The sequence below is a fragment of the Paenibacillus sp. B-A-8 genome, assembly GCF_048572915.1.
GTDB lineage: Bacteria > Bacillota > Bacilli > Paenibacillales > Paenibacillaceae > Paenibacillus_AQ.
This window is the reverse complement of record NZ_CP183882.1, coordinates 841,728-861,458: the sequence shown is the minus strand read 5'-3', so window position 1 is coordinate 861,458 and position 19,731 is coordinate 841,728. Positions and strand designations below refer to the sequence as shown.

Annotated in this window: 7 protein-coding genes; all 7 read right to left on the bottom strand. The window is 42.0% G+C overall.

Features of this window, described 5'->3' with window-relative positions:
• Positions 1–440: 440 nt before the first annotated feature.
• Positions 441–2,855 carry a DUF2357 domain-containing protein gene (locus ACN6MV_RS03855; RefSeq protein WP_419885752.1) on the bottom strand — a complete coding sequence of 805 codons (2,415 nt, stop codon included), beginning with the start codon at positions 2,853–2,855 and terminating at the stop codon, positions 441–443.
• Positions 2,827–5,064 (bottom strand): MrcB family domain-containing protein, encoded by a 2,238-nt coding sequence (locus ACN6MV_RS03850; protein WP_419885751.1) that lies wholly within the window; start codon positions 5,062–5,064, stop codon positions 2,827–2,829. The genes ACN6MV_RS03855 and ACN6MV_RS03850 overlap by 29 nt, the downstream gene beginning before the upstream one ends.
• 18 nt (positions 5,065–5,082) lie before the next feature.
• Positions 5,083–5,550: a nuclease-related domain-containing protein gene (locus tag ACN6MV_RS03845; protein ID WP_419885750.1), complete on the bottom strand. Its 468-nt coding sequence runs from the start codon at positions 5,548–5,550 to the stop codon at positions 5,083–5,085.
• Entirely contained in the window at positions 5,507–5,776 is a 270-nt protein-coding gene (locus ACN6MV_RS03840) for a nuclease-related domain-containing protein (RefSeq protein ID WP_419885749.1), read from the bottom strand. The genes ACN6MV_RS03845 and ACN6MV_RS03840 overlap by 44 nt, the downstream gene beginning before the upstream one ends.
• A 780-nt stretch (positions 5,777–6,556) precedes the next feature.
• Positions 6,557–8,650, bottom strand: coding sequence for a UvrD-helicase domain-containing protein (locus tag ACN6MV_RS03835; protein WP_419885748.1), 2,094 nt, complete (start codon positions 8,648–8,650; stop codon positions 6,557–6,559).
• Positions 8,647–14,991 carry a DEAD/DEAH box helicase gene (locus tag ACN6MV_RS03830; protein WP_419885747.1) on the bottom strand — a complete coding sequence of 2,115 codons (6,345 nt, stop codon included), beginning with the start codon at positions 14,989–14,991 and terminating at the stop codon, positions 8,647–8,649. Before ACN6MV_RS03830 ends, ACN6MV_RS03835 begins: the two co-directional genes overlap by 4 nt.
• Positions 14,992–15,005: 14 nt before the next feature.
• Complete coding sequence (locus tag ACN6MV_RS03825; protein WP_419885746.1) at positions 15,006–19,730, bottom strand: Eco57I restriction-modification methylase domain-containing protein; 4,725 nt, start codon at positions 19,728–19,730, stop codon at positions 15,006–15,008.
• Between the last annotated feature and the right edge of the window lies 1 nt (position 19,731).

The window sequence follows — 19,731 nt, the reverse complement described above, 5'->3', positions numbered from 1 at the left end:
AGCTAAACAAATTGCGCAATTTGTTGTGAAGAAACTTACATAAGTTAATACGTAGAAAAGCCCAAACCATTAACAAATGTTTTGATAATTGTGGGATGTTGGGGGAAACGGGTGAAAGATCACAATCTGCGAAAGCAGCGATACTTGAGTTGCGGGGTGGATATATGTGTGGGAGAGAAGGGGAGAAGCTCAGCACTACAATTCAATAATTTCAAATTATGTACTTCAAGACTTTTAGAATCTATACAAAACACTTGTACATCCAGTGCATCTATAAGCTTTTCCATGTGATCTCTTTCTATATAACTGTTATCATAACATGTTCATTCCAAGTACCGTCTATTAACAGGATGTTTTGTATTTGCCCAATTTAAAAATCCTGCCATTATCCAGCGGGATGCAAATGGCAGGACAATAACCTTACTTCATTTTCACTAACTTTAAATATTCCGAACTTCCACAACCTTTCCTAAATCCACAAACTGCTCATGATCGACCTTCACCTTCACTCTGCCCTTTCGGCGTTTCTCACGCCATTCACGAAGATCTCCCTCCGTTTCTAAGCGAAGCTCCGCGATTTCCAGCGCTCGGTCTAGGACATATTTGCTTGTGTAAAGGACCGTATTTATTCCCTGTCCCCCTAAAGCAATGTGAGGCTTTAAAGGTATCCATTCCTCGACTGTAAATCTAACATAATCTTTCTCTTCCTTATGAGGCTCAGGGACAATCTCCTTTATTTCCTTCCGTTTCACCACTTCCCAATCTACCACTTTACCCACCCAATGAATCCCTGTCTTTGCAGGATCGAAGAATTTTCTTCTCGATTGGCACATCGCTACATATTCGATTTGGGTTATTATCTTCTGGCTTGCAAGGTTCTCCACAGGTACATGGTAAAAAGAATGCTGCCTGGCCACCTCCACTTGTTTGGGGCCACGAACAGAGCCGACAAGAACATTTTTACCTGCGAGTTGGTTGGCATAGTATTCTTTCGTCCCACGTGGACGGGTGGAACGCTCGTATGCTTTTTCCGGACTATCCTGAATAATCTCATCCAAGAATTGCTCTACCAGGCTTGTAGAATTCGGTAGGAACGGCAAAGCGCCAATATTCAATAGCTCGATGCTTTTGTAGAACTGGTGTGTCTTATACCGCTCCTCATCCGGATAGGGAAATAACACATAGGCACCGAACATGCTTCGTTCGTATTCCCCCGAGTCTTTCTCCTGATATACTATGGCGTCCCGGTAACGGTGCATCGTGTTGATGTCATCCTCTTCAGGTCCAGGTTGTCCATATTTCTGATGATAGGAAGTCACCTCATAAGCAGGATTTAACCGGTACTTTGCATCGAAGACATACTTATACTCTTTGATTTTGCCAGCATCCTTCTTCTTGAGTGTCAGTACATTATCCGGACGCTGATTGAGCGTCGGGGTCCTATCCGAGCTAGGAATTGTATTATAATACAGGATGAACTGCTCTCCGTTAACTGGATTCTCGTACACCATATTAGCGCTCTGCGAGCGGTCAAGCGTAACAAAAATGCCGTTGCGATTCACCTTAATAATATCTTGCTTCACCAGTTTATACTTCTGCCCCAGGAGCTGGTTCAGCTTCAAGAAACACCAATACTCATAGAGCTGAGCGACATCCTTCATGGATAAGCGAAGCAGGTCGCCTTGGATCGATAAGCCTTTAAGCAGCATTAGATAACAGCGATAGACTTCACGGTATCCGGGGGCCATCTGCAGCACCAGCGTAACGGACATCTGCTTCAGCACGCCAGCCTCACGCAAGAAATCCATCTTAAGCACCCGCTCTAGCTGAGTGAGCATGGTGTCTAACCTTTTTATAAGTAATGGATCTGGGGTTCGGTTTCTTTTCTTCCAGCGCCCCTTGAGCTCTTTCAGCTTCCCATGAATACGTTCCATCATCCAGCGGATGAACCGATTCTCGATCGTATCATAGGCGAGACGTCTACGCGTCTCTATTAAATGTGTGGCTGTATAATTTCGGCTACCGATGGTCAAGAATCCATGGTTCATGTCTTCTCTTAATCGTTCGGGATGCTTCGCGAGCTCGCGGATGTTCTCTCTTCCTGCCTTTTTGACCCGATTAGCATCTACTAGTCGGCGATCCTGGAGCAGAGCATAATTAGGATTCTTGTTAATCCGCTCAACGGCATCCAGAAGCTGTCTAAATACATGCTGAAGTATAGTGAAAAACTCCGTCAAGCTCTGATGCTGCATTTCCCGCAGGCCTGTTAATTGGTAGGTTTTACGCAAAAAATCAAAGGCCAAATTATAAATCTGCTCATTCACTTCATTTAAAATATTCTGGTAATCCAGCTTGTAATCCATTTTAGAGGGAAAGATCTCCATCTCTACCCGCAGCAAAGCCTGTCCTGAACTACGAATCTCCCACTCCGTCAAACCTACCTCATTCCCAAAGTTCAGAACACCCGCAAGAATAGTCTCACCTAGAGGCTTAATTGCCTGCCGAAGTAGCACATTTTCATGATAAAAAGATAGGTTAGCCGCGGTCTTCTTCTGAATCACCAGCTCATACGACTGTGTCTCATAAAAACAAGGAAAAACAGACTCCCTCTGCTGCCAGTCCACCATCCCATGGGCATCAGGGGAAAAGACTTTAATCTGAACATTACCAAGCCGTTCGGAGCAAAAAATCCCTAGCTGCGCACTCACCCATTCCTGACCTGAAGAACGATGAAGCTGCAATGTCTCCACAGTAGGATGATAAGGCCGTCCTTGAAGAAAAAGCGTAAAAAGCTCCGTTTCTACACGGAGCAATTCTACCGTCTGATTAAGAGAGCCAGTAAGAGGTAAATCCATCTTCCTCTAACCTCCTAAGCATAAAAGCCAATTTTCGAGCACTTTGTGGATGTTTGGCCGTAGGTGGAGTTTGGCCAGCAGCCCATTTCAGGTAGAGTGGAGAAGCATCATCCATAAAAGCTTGGAAGTCTACTGTAACACCAGATCCGGTACCAAGAGCCCCTTTCATCAAGTTCAACAATACCCGGCGAACCGAAGAATGGCTCCCTTGAATACGCGGCAGTATCTTTTGCAGCAGTTGCCAGTCAAAAGCTTCTTCCTCACTCATCAGCTTGTACCGTTCGTTATAGATCATATAGAAGCAAATCGCATCCCGTACCCGAAAACCTACATGAGCGTGGATATCCTCAAGCAAAGCATTGATCTTAACCACTCTCTCTGTCGTCCGTACAACAAGCTCTTTGTTGGTATCATAGGCATCCACTAGCTGCAAATAATCAGAACGAAGAAATAAATGATTTAGTTTGCTGGCGTCAGAACTCTCATTGTTCTCTACCTGCTCACCCAAATCCGGATACTGTTGCAGATTTATGTAATTGAATTCTAGTGTGTTGGCTCGGTCTAGTACCTTTTTGCTAAAAGGATGTGTCGTTTCGTCCATGTTCACAGTCCCGATTAAGAACACATTCTCCGGGATACCCAGGCTGCCAAACTTCACTTGATCCTCAGACGTATCCAGCATGGTAGAAGATATGAGATCCTGTGTCTGGATCTTTCCCTCCTGCCAGTCCTGTGTTTCCAGCACACTTAGCAGGTCACTGAAATAATGCTCTACCCGCGCTAGATTCATCTCATCCATGCAGATAAAATATGGCTTATGCCCATTCTCCGGCTTCCGCGCCTCTACTAATACTTCCGTGAGCGGACCCGGTTTGAACCTGCCCGAAAGATCCTTGTACCCCAGCAGATCCGCAGGATCACTCCAATCCGGCCGCACTGGGATCAAGGTAAACTGACCGTTAATCCCCGTTGCACCAAGAGCTTCTGCAAACAGCTTCACCAACCGAGTCTTTCCTGTTCCCGATATACCTGCCAGAATGACAAAAGGCTTAGTCTTAAGCGAGAGGTAAAAGTTTTCAATAAGGTGCTCAGGGAAGAAGAAGCCTTTGCGGCGGATGTGGGATTGGATTTGGTGGAGGATACCTGTTACTTGTTCGTCCTTCAGCAGATCAGCTTCTTGTGTCACTACTTCCACTTCCTCATTATCAGCTACATTACCTGTAGAAGTCACAGTGTCCACATATAGACGGTAATCTTCCATCACATTCTCGAGATCTTGAATTAGTTGCTCGTCATTCGGAACGGCTCCTCTTTCATACTTGATGTAAGCGACAGTAGACACCTGATAATCTTGACCTAGACCGCTGTCTACCAGGTGAATATTATCATCCTTATTCATATGGTTCAGTGAAAGGAGCCCTTGTATTTCTTGTGTTCGAGTTCGCAGATAGGCATAGCCATCTCTACGCCCCTTCTCTTGAATAGGCGCCGTCACTCCTTGGTTAAAAGTAAGATAGACAGCACTCATATCCTCAGCAAACAGATACACAACATACTCCCCTCGTTGAGTCGTTTCCGTGATCCGCTTATCCAGTATTGCAAGCCAAGGAACCGTTGCCCAATTCCCTTGTCCAACAGAACCTTGAATTTTATATTGATCATCTAAGAATGGTAACGCTTTGAGCTCAGAAGGAAGTGTCTGACGAAATAACGCACCTAGTGCATGACTTGCAAAGGTTTCTTTTTTGGCAGAAGTGTACTCCGTCATGATCTTCTCCAGATAACCTTGCAAAGAGAAATGCTGCAAAGCGGCGTTATAAGACTGGAGTTCGTCATTAGCTAGGCTCTCTAATTGCGATAGTTCCTCATCCCCTAGCTGTCTTTGAATTTGGCTATGAAATCCTATGGTGTTATCTTCCGAGTTCACAAACAAAATATGCGAGAGCGCATTAACTGGACTGTTAATAATATCTTTAAGCTGGCTTTTAGGTGCATCCTTCCATAGCTCCCGTCCTGGTGGCTGGTCCACCCGATTTCCTCTTTCCTGTTCAGATATAAAGTATTCAAGAAACCGATCCTTAACGTGATCGAACGAAACGCGTTCCAAATTGGTTGCTCTCAGCTCTTCAATTAAGGATAGGATGAGGACCATTTTGTATGATTTTTGCTTACGCTTGAAAATCTGCGTGACTGATTCTGGTAATGGCATGTTGACCTCCAAGACTAGTTAACGATTTCTAGTAGTCGTATTTTTTTCTATATGAAGTTTGTGAATCTCTGAATCTGTAATATTAGCTTGGATCAGTTGGTCATAAATAGATTGAACCTGCGCTTGAGATAATAATTGTTCTGAGCTTTCCGACTTTAAACGGAGCAGTTTTCTGGAGATAAATTCACTTAACTCTATATCATAAATGACAAGCTCGTTAGACTGAATTTGGCGAAGCTCTGGATCTATGCTAAAGCGACATCTCATTGTAAATGAAATAATCGATACAAATTTCACTTTAGGAATACTCTTAATAAGGCTCTCAACAGCCTTAATATGTCCATAGTTTTGCTTCAGCGGATTATACATCTTGTAACGGTTGCTCACTGACCATTGTTGATCCGTTCGCCCACCTTTAATTTCTCCATTGTAGTTTTTCGTCTCAATGAAAAAATATGCAATACGGGGAAATAACGATATGATCAATCTGGGTGTAACCTGTTCGAGACTTGGGATTAGGGAGCATTAGATCGCTTAACGATTTACACTCCTTAGGTAACTGGTCGAGTTGAATATTGATTTTATGCTCACCTAACTCTCCAATTCGTGTGGAAGCAACCTTCGGTTTCGACTTCAAAGTTTTTGGCTTAGTCACAGCCTGTGGCGGCTTAATTTCGGATTTTTTGAAGAGAGAAAGTAAAGTTTTCAACATAGTAGAACCTCATATTATCTGGATTTACAATATGTATGGTTATTCGACAATGTGGGAATATATCCCTTTATTCAGATCATGAATTGAAGTCTGCTCACTTTTTGAATGAGCCGCATAGAAAGCCCCCTAAACATACACTAAAAAATAGACTGTTGGACAGTCCAAAAATAACGTATGCGTTTATCCCTTTCGGTTCCAATGCTTAGGTGCTTTTGCGGCAGACTCCGCAGGACATGTCTTAGTCCTAAAGTACTAAAGGGGCAGGAAAGGCGCTACAATTAATGCAATACCATCAATAAACCGATTGTTATTACCTAATATTTTTTTTGACAAATCCATATACAGTTTTTCGGGTTTTTGCTTGGATAATGTTTGAACTACCGATACATACACATTTCGGATGAGCTCATTTAATCGAGTCTTCATGTCGATTGACTAATACAGATAAATCAAACTGTTAGGCCCAGCCTTTAGACTTAAGAATTTCCTCAGTAAGTTCCACTGTTTGCAATGAAAACATCTCCTCTTGGCTACTATCTATCTCAGTGTATAACAAATAGATTGAAACTTCTTTATCAGGAATTATATGTTCTCTACACGATGCACTCTGAAATAGTTCTAGTATCCTATGCCTTCATAAAAATACAATAATATCCTTATAATCCAAATATTCAATCAAAAAAAATTCCCTGACAACATAACGTCAGGGAATCTAAGACTAGCTCGAGCAATTTCGAACCATTTTAAGAGCCCTACCAATTGAGCTCTTTAATAAATTAATCACACTAATAATTCAGATGGAGAACCGTAGCTAGTAATATATGCTGATTTCTGTGCCCGAGTAAGAGCAACGTAGAGTAAACATTTTTCGGAAGCTAGAGCCTCGGCGGTTATTAAGGGATCATCATAATTTATTGCCGATGCCAATGGTATTATGCGTTTATTGACGGCAACGACAAACACGTGTTGAAATCCGAGACCTTTGACTCGATGCATGGTTGCTACACGAACACCATCAATAGTTCTGTCTTCAATTCTATTCCTCTTGATCTCGTAGGTTTTAATACCTTCTTTTTTGAGTTGATCAATATAGTCATTAAGTAAGCGATGAGTTCTAGCAACTATACAAATATTCTTAAGATCTACGCCTTGCTCCTTAAGTTGTTTTAATTGGGTAAAAATAAACTCAATTTCTTCAGAGGCACTTCGGAAAACCTCTATTCGAGGTCTATTGCCATGAGTTAATGACTGACAAACCCTACCATCATCGTATCCTTCATCTAGATCATCAATCAATATACCTTTCAACAACCCAAATGCATACTTTCGGATTTCTTCTGTTGTACGATAGTTAACTTTCAGGTAACTGCTGCGTCCACGCACATTAATTCCACACTTAGATAATATGGCTTTGTTCTTATAAATACGTTGGTGTGCATCGCCGACAATAAACAGATCGTTAGGATGCTCTACTCCTGCCAATGCCCTTAACAGGCGATACGCATTCATACTGAGGTCCTGTCCTTCATCAACAATTACAGAAGAATACCGAATGTTTTCAGTAGTTTTCTCTAGAATTTTCCTGCATTCATACATAGCAGTTTCTACATCTCGAAGTTGCTTTTCTTTCATCAAATTTTGGTACTCCTCGAAAACATGCCAAATTTGAATGCGTTGTTTTCGATCCAACCGTGTTCCCCGCCCCACTCGTGAAGCTTTGATATATAGTTCCAATGAAAAGGCCTCTTGTGCGTTAACAACCTTTGACCATTCCTCTGAGAAAAATCCGGTAGAGAGTTCGGTATCCTCACCAGATAACGAAATCGCCTCTTCCCACACTTCAGTTAATGTATCATCATAAACAATAGAATAAGAATAGCCTTGCTCACGAAGGAACTGCGCAATCCATGCATCAAGATGTATCACCTCTATGTGTCGTTGCTCCTGGATCGTGCATACCTTACGCAAATTATCTTTGATGTCGCTTGCTAGGTTTGCAGTGAAAGTTGTAAATAATACTTTTTCGTTCCCGATTAACTGTCCTGCAAGCCATTTGGCCCGATGCATTGCCACAACAGTCTTACCGGTACCCGCTCCACCTAAGACCCGAACAGCTCCGGAGTAGTTCTTATTCACAATTTTACGCTGATAGGGGTGCAAAAAGATACGCCACTTTTCAAGTGGTTCTGCCATCATCCTGCGCAATTCATCTTCACCTTCGACAATAACAAATGATTTTTGAGTACGTGGGTTATGTAATGCAGCTGCAAAATCATTATCTTTTGGAACATCGTTATCAGCTGAATACATATCCATTACTTCTTCAACAGGGATTCCGTTCACAACCCATTCTAATCCCTCATATGCATCTTCGGGAATGCTACCTTTAGACTCGTAGAATTGATTAATAGTCTTTAGATTTTGAATTAGGATAAGTTGATCTTGTGGAACTCCTAAAGTAAGTAACTCCCGATCTGAAAGATGTGAGAAGAGACTCGTTTGTTCTGCAACCGGAAGTTCGGGGGCTTCACCATGTTGAATGTCAAACACTTGTACAGTTCCTGTACGTGGGTTGATTTCGCATTTCTTCCGTTTGGCCCAGTCATAGGCTTCATCGTGATGGTCAACCCAAAGCAGTAAATACACACCGCTTTCTTCCTGTTGAACTACTATTCCACGGTAAGTATCATCAATACGAACTGAATATATTTTTTTATCGGCTGCATTATGAATTTTCTCATAATTAATTCCAGGAGATTGGGGATTATTACGAAACCTATTAATAAATTCCGTAACCTTACCTTGTATCTGACGCGGTAAAGAAGCAAACGCTGTAAAAAAATCAGAAGATATAGCAACCAGATTGTGATTCATTCTTCATGCCCTCCTTGAAACATATAAGCAGTAAATTCCTCTTCTAGTAAAAATGTCCTCCATCCGTTCGCTTCAAATATATGCTTATGGTTTAACTGCGTAGGTAGTAGCAAAGCAATCTTCTCTTCTTCCCATGCTAGCTCACACTCAGCAATAATGGCTGCTGAGGAATCTTGAAGCTCATAGCCAACAATAGAAGGTGCCGAAATGCCGAGCCTCATCAGCTTGGTCACACATGCTTTCGTGATATCATCAAAAATCTGCTCTTTAACCTCTATCCAAGATACATCATATAGTTGTTCCTGATCTATTGATGCCGCGGTTTCTCTCATCATGGCCATAGGTATTGCATTATAGACTAAGAGATTCAGTCCCTTTGTAGATACCGCATAAAAGCTTTGTAAGAATTGCATAACATTGAAGAAGTGCCAAAACCCGTTCCATTCTGCTTCATATTTCTCACTTCTCGTTCCGACATCATCGTTTAGTAGCGAACACACAGATATGATAGCTTTTGATTTATTCGTCTGCATATCGGACGATGCAACACCTGCAAGTATTGTCAAGTGAGTACAGGATCGCGGTATCCATTTTCCGAATATGGTGTTGGACAATTCAAAATTTGTATGCACATCAAGGAATTCAATGATAGGGTCAACGAGATATTTCCAATCCGTAAAAGCGACACTGTTGTTAATATTTCTAGTATCAAGTAATGACATCGCATAGGCCTGTGCATGGACATCAAATAGTCTCTCAGCATCTAGATTTTCTAAGTACTGAATCAAGAGCTCAAATGTGCTCACTCGATCCGGATGTAAGATCTGTGCATTTCCATGCTCTACAGTTGGTCTATATACTCTTGCACCAGATGGCATATTATCTGGGATAAGTGTTGCTGTTGCATAATCACCTTGAGCCCGGAACGCGCTTTGCACATCTTTCCAACTCAACGACCACACACGAAATCTGTTGCTTCGGCGAATGGCTTCACGCTTAAGAGTATCATCATCTACCTTATCCTTGTGGTACAAGAAACCGTCAGTAAATACAGCTATCGGTCTCTGCCCATGAGATGTTCTAGCAGGCCACAAGACAAAATCTGCTCTTGACGGAACAGGTATCCCATATTCTTGATCAAGTAGCACCTGAGGCTCGATATTCCATAGGCATTCTCCGATCTTTAATGCATAACCTTCTTTATTATTGACGAGTTCCTTTGCTATAGTAAGCTTTCTTTTATCGTTCTTCATATGGCCAAGCGCTTCGATGAACATACGTTCAAGTTCGCTTTCAAATAGCGAATTTACAGGAACATTACCCAGTCTCGCAATCTCTTCAATATTACTTTTTCCGCTTAATATGAGCTTCAACAAATGAGTAGCTGTCTTTCTCGAAATTTGACCAATGTTCTGGCTCTGACGATAGGCATACAGGCAATGGTAACATCCGTCCTTTTGAGGATCATGTTTGCAAGTGCAATTCTCCATAACGGTTAGTGCCTTCTCCAAAATTTCTACCAACGCGTTATCTCGTTGCATTAACTGCTTCAAATAACCGGTACCACCTGGAACTGAATCATAGATGACCAAGTATTGTTTGCGGTACTCAGCATTCAGAACAGGCACTTCACTTAAGCAAGCTTTCAGATGATCAACATTCCCAAAATATTTTTTCATGCCGAGCATGAATGCCGCCGTGAAAGATTCTTGACGAACTTGAGTTGTATCCATTGTCGTAGCTGGAATAAGGATCCGAAGAGCCTCTGTTTCAAATTCGCGATAAAGGAAAAGGCACTCCTCATAAGGATCCGCATTCCCCAGTTGCGGTTTCTTAGCTTTGCAAGTATGTGTGTGTTTCGGCTCGCCTTTTTCATTCTGAAGTTTTCCACAATATTTACAAATTTTGAAGCCCTTCCTGACCTCTTCTGTCCCAGCTACCGTTAATTTTTCGCCGACTAAATCCTTCTCTCCGAAGTTTATTTCGCGCATAGTTGCTTTTTTGACAAACTCATAGCCAAATGTAAACTCACTATTGTCCATACTATATGCTTTGACGATATCGTGGTCCTCGTTAACGTCAACTAGCATCTGCTTACAATAGAAAGTCGAATTTCTATCATCACTCTCATCACCAATTAAGCTTTTCGTATAGTCCATGTTGGAGTACACCATCTGCACCTTCAACAGTGTACGCACTTGACCGGAGTCAGCCCATGCGGGACTACCGCATTGTGGACATGCAGCCACATCTCTGCCAGTTTCCTCTATTTGTGCGTGTGAACAATTCGGACACAATCTCCACTTTGTGGATTGCGCGGTAGTTAGATCGACTTGATTGATTGTTAGCTTGCGACCATCTACATAGAAATTATTAGATGGGGCGAACTCACTCATCGCTGATGATGCAGAACGGCTATATTCATAAACCATTTTTTCATATTTTCGTTTTTTGCCTTCCGTAAGTTCATCCGTGTTACTATCGTCTCTTCTATACAATATGGCCTTGAGCACAATCCCTGCTTCAGGAAAGGCATAATTAGGCAGCAGCCCCTCATCAGAAAGAAAATTAAACACATCTTTTCGGTTAAGGTTACGCACAACATTTAAAAAAGCCATGCGTTCGTTCTTCAATTCTTTGATTTCGTCATCATATGAACTGTCTTTGGGTTTGTCTTCTAGTTCTTTAATTAAAGATTTAAGCTGCTGAATACTGCTATTAAGTGTATCTCTTTGTTTCTTCAGGTTTTCAAAAGCCTCATATATTTTCATGTGCATGGGACTTTCTTCTAGTCTGTTGCCCTGAGCAAATTTCTGAAGATCTGTAATAGAATCTTCATCCAGATAGCGAGAAAACATCTGGATAAACGTACGTAGCAAATTGGATAAATTATTCTGCACAAATGTCAAGAAGTTAAAAGGAAATAGATCGCTTGGGCGGCTGATAAGTTTGGAGAGGCAAGTTCCAACATGCCTTGGAATTGCCTGTTCTGGCACTCCACGCTTGATCCAGCAATCCATGCAGTACGCTACAAATTGCCTTTCAAGCACTGCCGAAGCTTGCAAAAATATTTTGGGCGGCTCTACCATACCCGACAACATTTCCATTGGCTCAGCGTAGAAATAAAGATCATGAGGTCGAGCGTTCGCCACAGCCAGCGTAAGTGCATTACCATCCTTACGCCCAGCACGTCCCGCTCTCTGCAAAAACTGCGCTTGGGCAGGAGGAATATTACAGAGTACAACGGTTGAAAGATCACCAATGTCGATACCCATTTCCAATGTGGGTGTGCAGGATAACAGGTTGGCATCCCAGGGTTTTCTATCATCTGATCCTCGTTTGAATACTCGCTCTAGTTCTTCGCGGTCGTCACGTTCGAGCAACCCCGTATGCTCCTTGGCTACAACTCGAACCATATCCCCATTGCTGTATAATTTGCCGTAATATCCAAGAGATTCATCTCCATTTAGCTGTAGGTGTCCTCCGCATTTATTGCGTAAACATGGGGCATTCACCCAATAATGCGAATTCCCTTTGGCTATGGACACCAAACTACCGCAGAGTTCACACGCAAACTGTGTTACATTGGTTGAAATCGTAACCTTTCTTTTATCCAAACCCCAGACCTTATATCCCGCAGATGAAGGCATAGGTACGACGATTCCGCTTTTAATTAATTCGCTTAATATGAGCTTACCAATCTCATCAGATACTTCCTCATTAATAAAAAATTCATCAATACAAAAATGAATCCAGTCGGCGTATTTAGAATTTGAAACCAAATCAAAGCTGTTTAGACGTTTTTCATTGCTTAATGTTTCATAAATAAATCGCGGGGTATTACGCCCAGATTGTAATCCAGGCAGCCACTTTTCTTTGTCATTGGATAGATGCCATCCCTTTCCATTTTCAATCGCATATGCACTAAAAATAGAATCGTTAAACGCACCATTAACTCGCATGATATATAAAAATCCGATAACCATACGCTCAAATACATTAACATCAGACTGGTAGAGTGTCCCCAATTCATTACGAGTTCGCTCTTTGACGATAGAAGCAACTTCCGCTACCATCTTAGGATCGAATTCTATGGTAGAGCAACCAGACTTCTCCAATGTTCTACCTATACGGCTGGTTAGCCCATATTCTAGCATGATCTCATAACTTAATCGGCGCTCAATGGCTGACTTAAGTCTTGTAGCGTCTTTATCAGAAGCAAGCTTATTCTCTGTTTTCATTTTCTCATAAGCCCGCATCCAAGTCATATTGGGGGCAATGAACACGCTGACAAATTCCTCATTTGACATCTGACGATGCCAATAATCAATGAAACCAGAGGAAAACTCCTCCAATGACAATCCGTTACCTTCTGCAAGAGCATATCGTTGGATAGCACTTCGCAAGCCGAATTTCCATGTACGCGAGTTAAAGAACCCAGCCCGATGCGCAGCATCCTGCACATTATCCGAGAAAGCTAAGGCCTTTTTATCATCGTTGAATTTGGAGGCAAACATCTGAGAGATACTTGCACTGATTGCCGTGGCGCTACGCAAACCAATGATTGCTAATCCACGCCTACTTCCACAGTACGGACAAACATATTGTTGGTTATCTTTCGAGCCACTGGTACGCATATCCTTTGGGATAACGACTGGGATGGTATTGGTACCACATGAAGCGCAGTTTTTACTAGCATTAGGACCGATATGAAGTTGCATGCAACCAGGACAAATACGAGCGACATCCATTTGTAAGGGAATATTGTCATGGCTGTGCGGGAATAGCATTGTAACTTTGGAGTCTTGTTTAAAGTATAGGTTGTAAAAAGTATTCAGATCCGTAATTGTCAAATTTCCGCGCTCATTTATGAGTGAAGTCCATCCAGTTTCGCCACAGTCACGGCAATTTACTATAGGCAGATAATGTTTGGCCTGTTGATCGTTTAGGTCTGTTGCTAATGCATAAGTAACGTTACTTCCCGATACTTTTGCTAGCAAGCGTCTCAGCTCACGCATCCATATCTGTGTCTGTACCGTCAAGAATGGGCGCAACTTGCCTGCACTGCCTATTCTCGCATGCGAAATGAGAGCAACTAAGGCATCCAGTGCCATCAATCTACTTTTCAATTCAACAAACTGTGGTGTACTCGCTATTAGTGCCTCACAAATATGAGATGGTTGCATATAGTTGCCACCCATGTACGTAATCAGATTCCGAGTAAAACTGTGTGCCATTAGCCGCTTGCCAATTACTAGACGAGTGGCATCAGACATGATGTCTTCCGCTGAATAGGTGTGGTCAAACCAACTACATGCTGCCATAGTAAGATATGCTGTTTGATCATCCGAATCGATACAAGAAGTCAACTGACTCATCATATCTTCTGTCGGAATCGTAAAATCCAAGGTATCAAGACCGTCAAAAAACTCACTTGGAGAGAGCCTATCCTCCATAATGACAGCATCCGTTTCGAATGGCTCTCCAAATACGGTATCAGCATAAGCCCTAATATTTTCAGCGCTGTCCTCTGTACCCATAGTTGCAGAAGTACCAATACAACACAAATAACCGGAAGGCGTGAAAAGTCTTGCCTTAAGTCTTCGTAGTAGACAGGCCAGATCAGTTCCCTGTGCACCATCAAAGGTGTGTAGTTCATCCACAGCAATGAACTTTAAGGTTTCCGGACTGTTTTCCTGCCAGAGAGCTGCATCTTTAGGGCGAACCAACAGATAATCAAGCATTTTATAATTGGTTAACAATATATCCGGTGGCGAGGAGAGCATCGTTTCGTGATCTGTGATAATCTGCTCCTCGCTCATTGTCCGGCTAGGTTGTTTTTCATGACCGCCGACGTACATTCCAGCCGTCACATTACCTCGCAGTTCAGGGCTGTTGTAGATCAGTTCGGCAATTCGCTTTGCTTGGTCCGTAGCTAGGGCATTCATAGGGTAAATAATTAAGGCTTTAATGCCACTCTCGCCCCGATGACGATAACAATATTCAAGGATCGGATAAAGGAAACATTCAGTTTTACCAGAGCCGGTACCTGTTGCAATGAGTGATGAACGGCCATCGTCACCCGTCAGCCGATCAAAGGCCTTCTGCTGGTGGACATAAGGTTTGTATTGCGGATGAATGGCTTGAAACATATCTGGCATTTCATCCGCTATACGAAAGGGAAGACGAACACTAATATAAGGCTCATGAAATACAGAGTCTTTCGTTGCAATCATTTTTTCCAGTGACCCTTGAAAAACAGGGTTGGTCATCGGGAATGTTGTATTAATATAGTCTGTCAGCCCTTGTTGTAGTTGTCCGGCAAGAACGGATGGTAGCACAATAACCTCTCCTTTTATTTATCCTTGAATTTCTGAGTGAAGAATGCCCAAGCGATTTCGTAATCCTGCTCGCGATCGCAGCGGTCAAATGGCGCCACATACTCTATAGTACGTTCCACTGGGCCACTCGGCATTGTATCATCTATGATTATGCGGGTAACTGTACCACTTTGGAGATCCTTAACCTCGTTCCACTCTGAACGCGAGAATCCCACGTTCGTCAAGCTGCGGTTGTTGGTAAAAACGATGCGGCCATTGCGGTCATACCATGTATCTGTTTCGTAGGATTGCAACACAGGAAACTGAATTCGATAAATAATTTTGAGCTGATCAATTGACATACCCAGAGCCATTGCAGTTAGTACATCGATTTCAATGAGCGCTTGGCGTCGCTCGTAGTCGGTGCGTAAAGGGGAGTCCCATGTCCATTTTGAAGAAAGAGTGCTGAACCGTTCTTGGGGAAGTCGCGGGTCGATTTTTGACCAAATATCCGAAACAATTGAGTGAGCGAAATTCATTGCCCAAAGTTTCTCATAATTGTTAGTTAGCGCATTAAGTAATAATGCCCTTGTCTTGAGTGACTCGACTACCTCTGTCTCCGGCAATACAGGGAAAAGCATTATTGTACTGTTATACACATGACCCTTGTTTAGTATTTTAACTAAAAAATCAAATGGTAGTGACGCAGTACACGCTAGCAGTTTTAGTAACAATTTAGTATCTTCCGTGGCAACTCCAATAATGGTATTTACATGACTACACATTGGTGGATATACTGCAGCACATAGGGTCCTCTCACCATCAACAGGTACCATTTCTCTTATAAACAATCGATAATAGTCTATATATTTCGCACCCCAAGGAGTGGTTGGTGATCCCCGCAAAAAATCATCGATGGTACACGCGGGTTCATACTTAACTCTTATCTGATAATCGGAACCGATATTAGTCAAATCCACTTTATCATAATCACTATTAACTCTGTACACTGCTCTAGTTGTTTGAATTATAGGATTACAAATACCAACATGTGCACTTGAAAACACAGCATCTAACAAGTTTTCTGGGAATCTAACTTTAGATCGTATGGTTCCATTGCTCTGTGCATTGGTTTCATGCCACATTCCATTTACATATATTTTCTCAGCAATGTCCCGAACTGATACTTTTTGATTGTAAAAACATTGTAAAACCGAAACTAAGTCTTTAGTGTGGACAGTTGGTAGTGGTGCCTTTTTCCACTCAGAAGAACCACCAAATATTTTTGCAAACAATTTCAATTCTGCTTTGCTTACACGGATCAAACGGCTTTGATGTCCACTCAAATTCCATTTCCCATCAGCACCTTTTTTTCCAAAAACTCGCATATCATGGTTCACTTCATAACATTCGTCTATAGTCTTTGGATCAAACAAATTGGAAATTGAGTCGAATGAATCAGTATGACAATTGCTATAGACATTAAGGCTAAAATCCGTATGATGATGTACCTCTTCAAACAAAGTCAACTCATTCGTGAATTGGAAATGTCGTCTAAGTTTGGGATACAGTATTTCTCTAAAATTACCACCATTTGATGATGTATAAATATTCTCAGGATGAATAAACGCAGAAACACCATTCGGAGAACCATACTTCCATGCTTGAGGCAAAAAGCATTGATCTAAGTATGTCGATAGCCCTTTTAACTCATAATAATTTTGCAAGCTATTCAGGTAGTTTTTTGTACCTGCTGTATTTTCATATTCCTTGAAATATCTAATTTCAGAAGTTTTGTTTCTTAGCTCCAATCCTCTAACTTGTGCAGAATTAGATGCTCCCAAATTTTTAATCGAAAATAAGGGATTAAGGTCTGCTAAGGTCGCTTGTTCTTGCCAAGAGAGTTTGATCCAAGGAGGATTACCGATCACCAAGTCAAACCCGCCACGTTCTTCAAAGAGGTCTGCAAATTCAAGTTCCCAATGTAAGAATTTGTTGGCTTCGGCGATTTCCTGAGACACCTTCAAACGCGGATTTCGTTCACAAAGTGCTGGAAGGTCAACTTCCGGCAGATCATTATAAAGATTGAAGATATCCATTTCCATTTGTTCTATTTCTGTTGGGAAAAAGGAAAGCTGCCCTGTCTTATTTTGTGTCACCGAAACAATACCACCTTCTAGAATTAGCGACATATCAAATAAGAATTCACTTCTGGTGGGCAACATATCAGCCTTATCTATTGGCCAAAACCAAAGTGAACACCAGTAGTCCATGGCAAACTTGAGCCTAGCATACGGCCCTGCATTCTTCATTTTATCTGACCTATATAGACGCTTATATATCAAATCCTTCTCTCGAATTGTAGTGCGGGAAACTGTCATTTCTTCTATATGACCATATACAGAGAGTGCATCTTCCGTTTGCTCTTTTATGTTTTTTCTCAATTCGACCTGCTTTGTCCATAAATCATCGATAACATTGGAAAGGCGCAGTATCGTCTGGATTTCGTCATCGCTATGAGCCCCCAAAAAACCACGGTTCCAAAGCTTTATCTTCTTCATTTGATCGGATGCAAGGCTTTTGATCACTGTATCCGAATAATTTGACATGCCAGGGTCACCCATCAAAAAATGGTAAACCTGTTTTTTCGGCATTCGCTTGCTCCCCGGCACTACTCTCTCAGGGGCGTTATCGTGCCATCTACCAGGAGAACGATTTGCTTGCAGCTGTTCGATGCGATAGCACTGTTTTCTAGCACCGATCAAAGAATTTCCATTCACTAGTTGCATGCCAAACCATGGAACGAAACCACCTTTATAAATCGAATTTAGCCACAAAGAAACTTCGGCTAATTCCACGGCAACCGGATTTAAATCAATTCCATATACATTTCGATCGGCTATATACATCTTAACGCGTTGAAGTTCCTGGTACCGATTCTCGGAAGATATGGTTTCTCCTAATTCCTTTTGCTTCGCCTCCAAATAGGCTTCCGCTAATTGAGTGATTGCTTCATTTAAGAATGCCGCACTTCCCATGGCAGGTTCACATATGGTAAGTTGCAATATTTCGTCAGCCGTTTTATTTTCAAGCAATTCTATAAGCGCATACTTAACCAGACACTTCGTCAACACGTCAGGTGTGTAATACGAGGCAGACTTTTCTCGCTCACGACCAGCAAGGCGATAAATAAATGTTCCCTTTACATATTTCCTCAATTTTCCCCGATCTTCACCGGTATCATAGCGGACTCGTTCTTCTTCCGTGTAGTTGTCTAATTCACGCTCAGGTACAAAATAGCCGACATCCATCTCATCAAAACGATCTCGTTCACGTTTGACTTCATAGAGAGTTTCTTCAGCTATAAAACCGCGATAAGAAAGCAATGCCTCATATACAGCTCCCAACTGGTTGATTCCGAGAGCGCCATAAGATATCCGACCACGACGATCATTGCGTCGCCCAGTTGCGCGAGTAATACTCATCAGGTCGATAATGTTCAGTAACACGCTATTGCGCAGTTTGGATGCTGTTATCATCGGCGTATAATCCGGATCAAATATATGTGCTTTTAACGGATCGATTACAAATACATCATGAAGGGACTCTCGCCCAGCTAGCTCTTTTAATGTATCTTCATTTTCTGGATATCCTTTATAAATCAATTCGAACAGTTTGGAGATGGTCTGGTGCAAAAAGAATCCTTCGCCAACCTCGCTGGTTTCTTCCCTGACCTTATCCGCTATATCTCGTAAGTTTTCAAGTGAATAACCTTGGACATAAGGTTGAGACTTCATTGGTGCATAGCCAAGCTCTGGTCTTGCCTCGATAAAAAACACAAATAGCATACGATACATATATCTTAGACACTCCACGGTAAGTTGGGAAGCATCTACGGGATCAGTATCCGCGTTTCTATTTAATCTGTGTGACGCATCATAAAGCACTTCATTACCAAGCAGCTCAATGGATTCCCGAAGAGCATACTTCAGGTCTTGTGAAACGGCTGAGGAATGACGATGAGAATGGTCATCTAACTTGTCCAAGAGGGAGTTTCCATCCTCAGGACATAAACTTTCAATATGTAACAGTACCGAAAGTGCTTGAAGTGTGCTCTCCTCACGGCGACTGAAGATTTCTTGCAGATCGAAGTGCAGATACCGTTTTTCGCTCCATTTTTTCCGATCGATTAACGCAATTTGGTTCAACCCGATTAAAATAATCCAGCGTGGCGCCTCTGACATTCCAAATAAAATTTTGGTCACAAGCTCTTCGTTGTTAAGAGATGTTGTTACCTTTTCATCATTGTTCTCGTTCTGTTTGACAGCTTGAAATGTTGTTCCTTGCATAATATTTGCATCGCTCTCTGGAATATGTGTCAGTAACACCCATAGGAGAGGTACGCCATTGAGCTTTCTCATCTCCAAATAAACCGGGGCATTTATACTTTCCTCTACTTCGACGTTTAACGGGACAGCCATTGGAAACCCAAGGGATTCAAGATATTGGTCTGCCATCTCACAAATTAGTGGGAAAACTTGACTATCCCCGCGAGCACGAAGATATTTTTCATGAACGCTGTAATATTGCTTGCTATTCTCACGAAGCATCGACCATGGAGTACGAGTTTCTTCGTTCTCTTTCGCACGGCTTCGCCATGTATGAATCGTTTCCTCAGTATTTTCCTCGAATATGGAGGAAAAGTAGTGATTTGTATAATATTCGTTGTAATTATTAATGCCCGTGAGATTCATACTCATC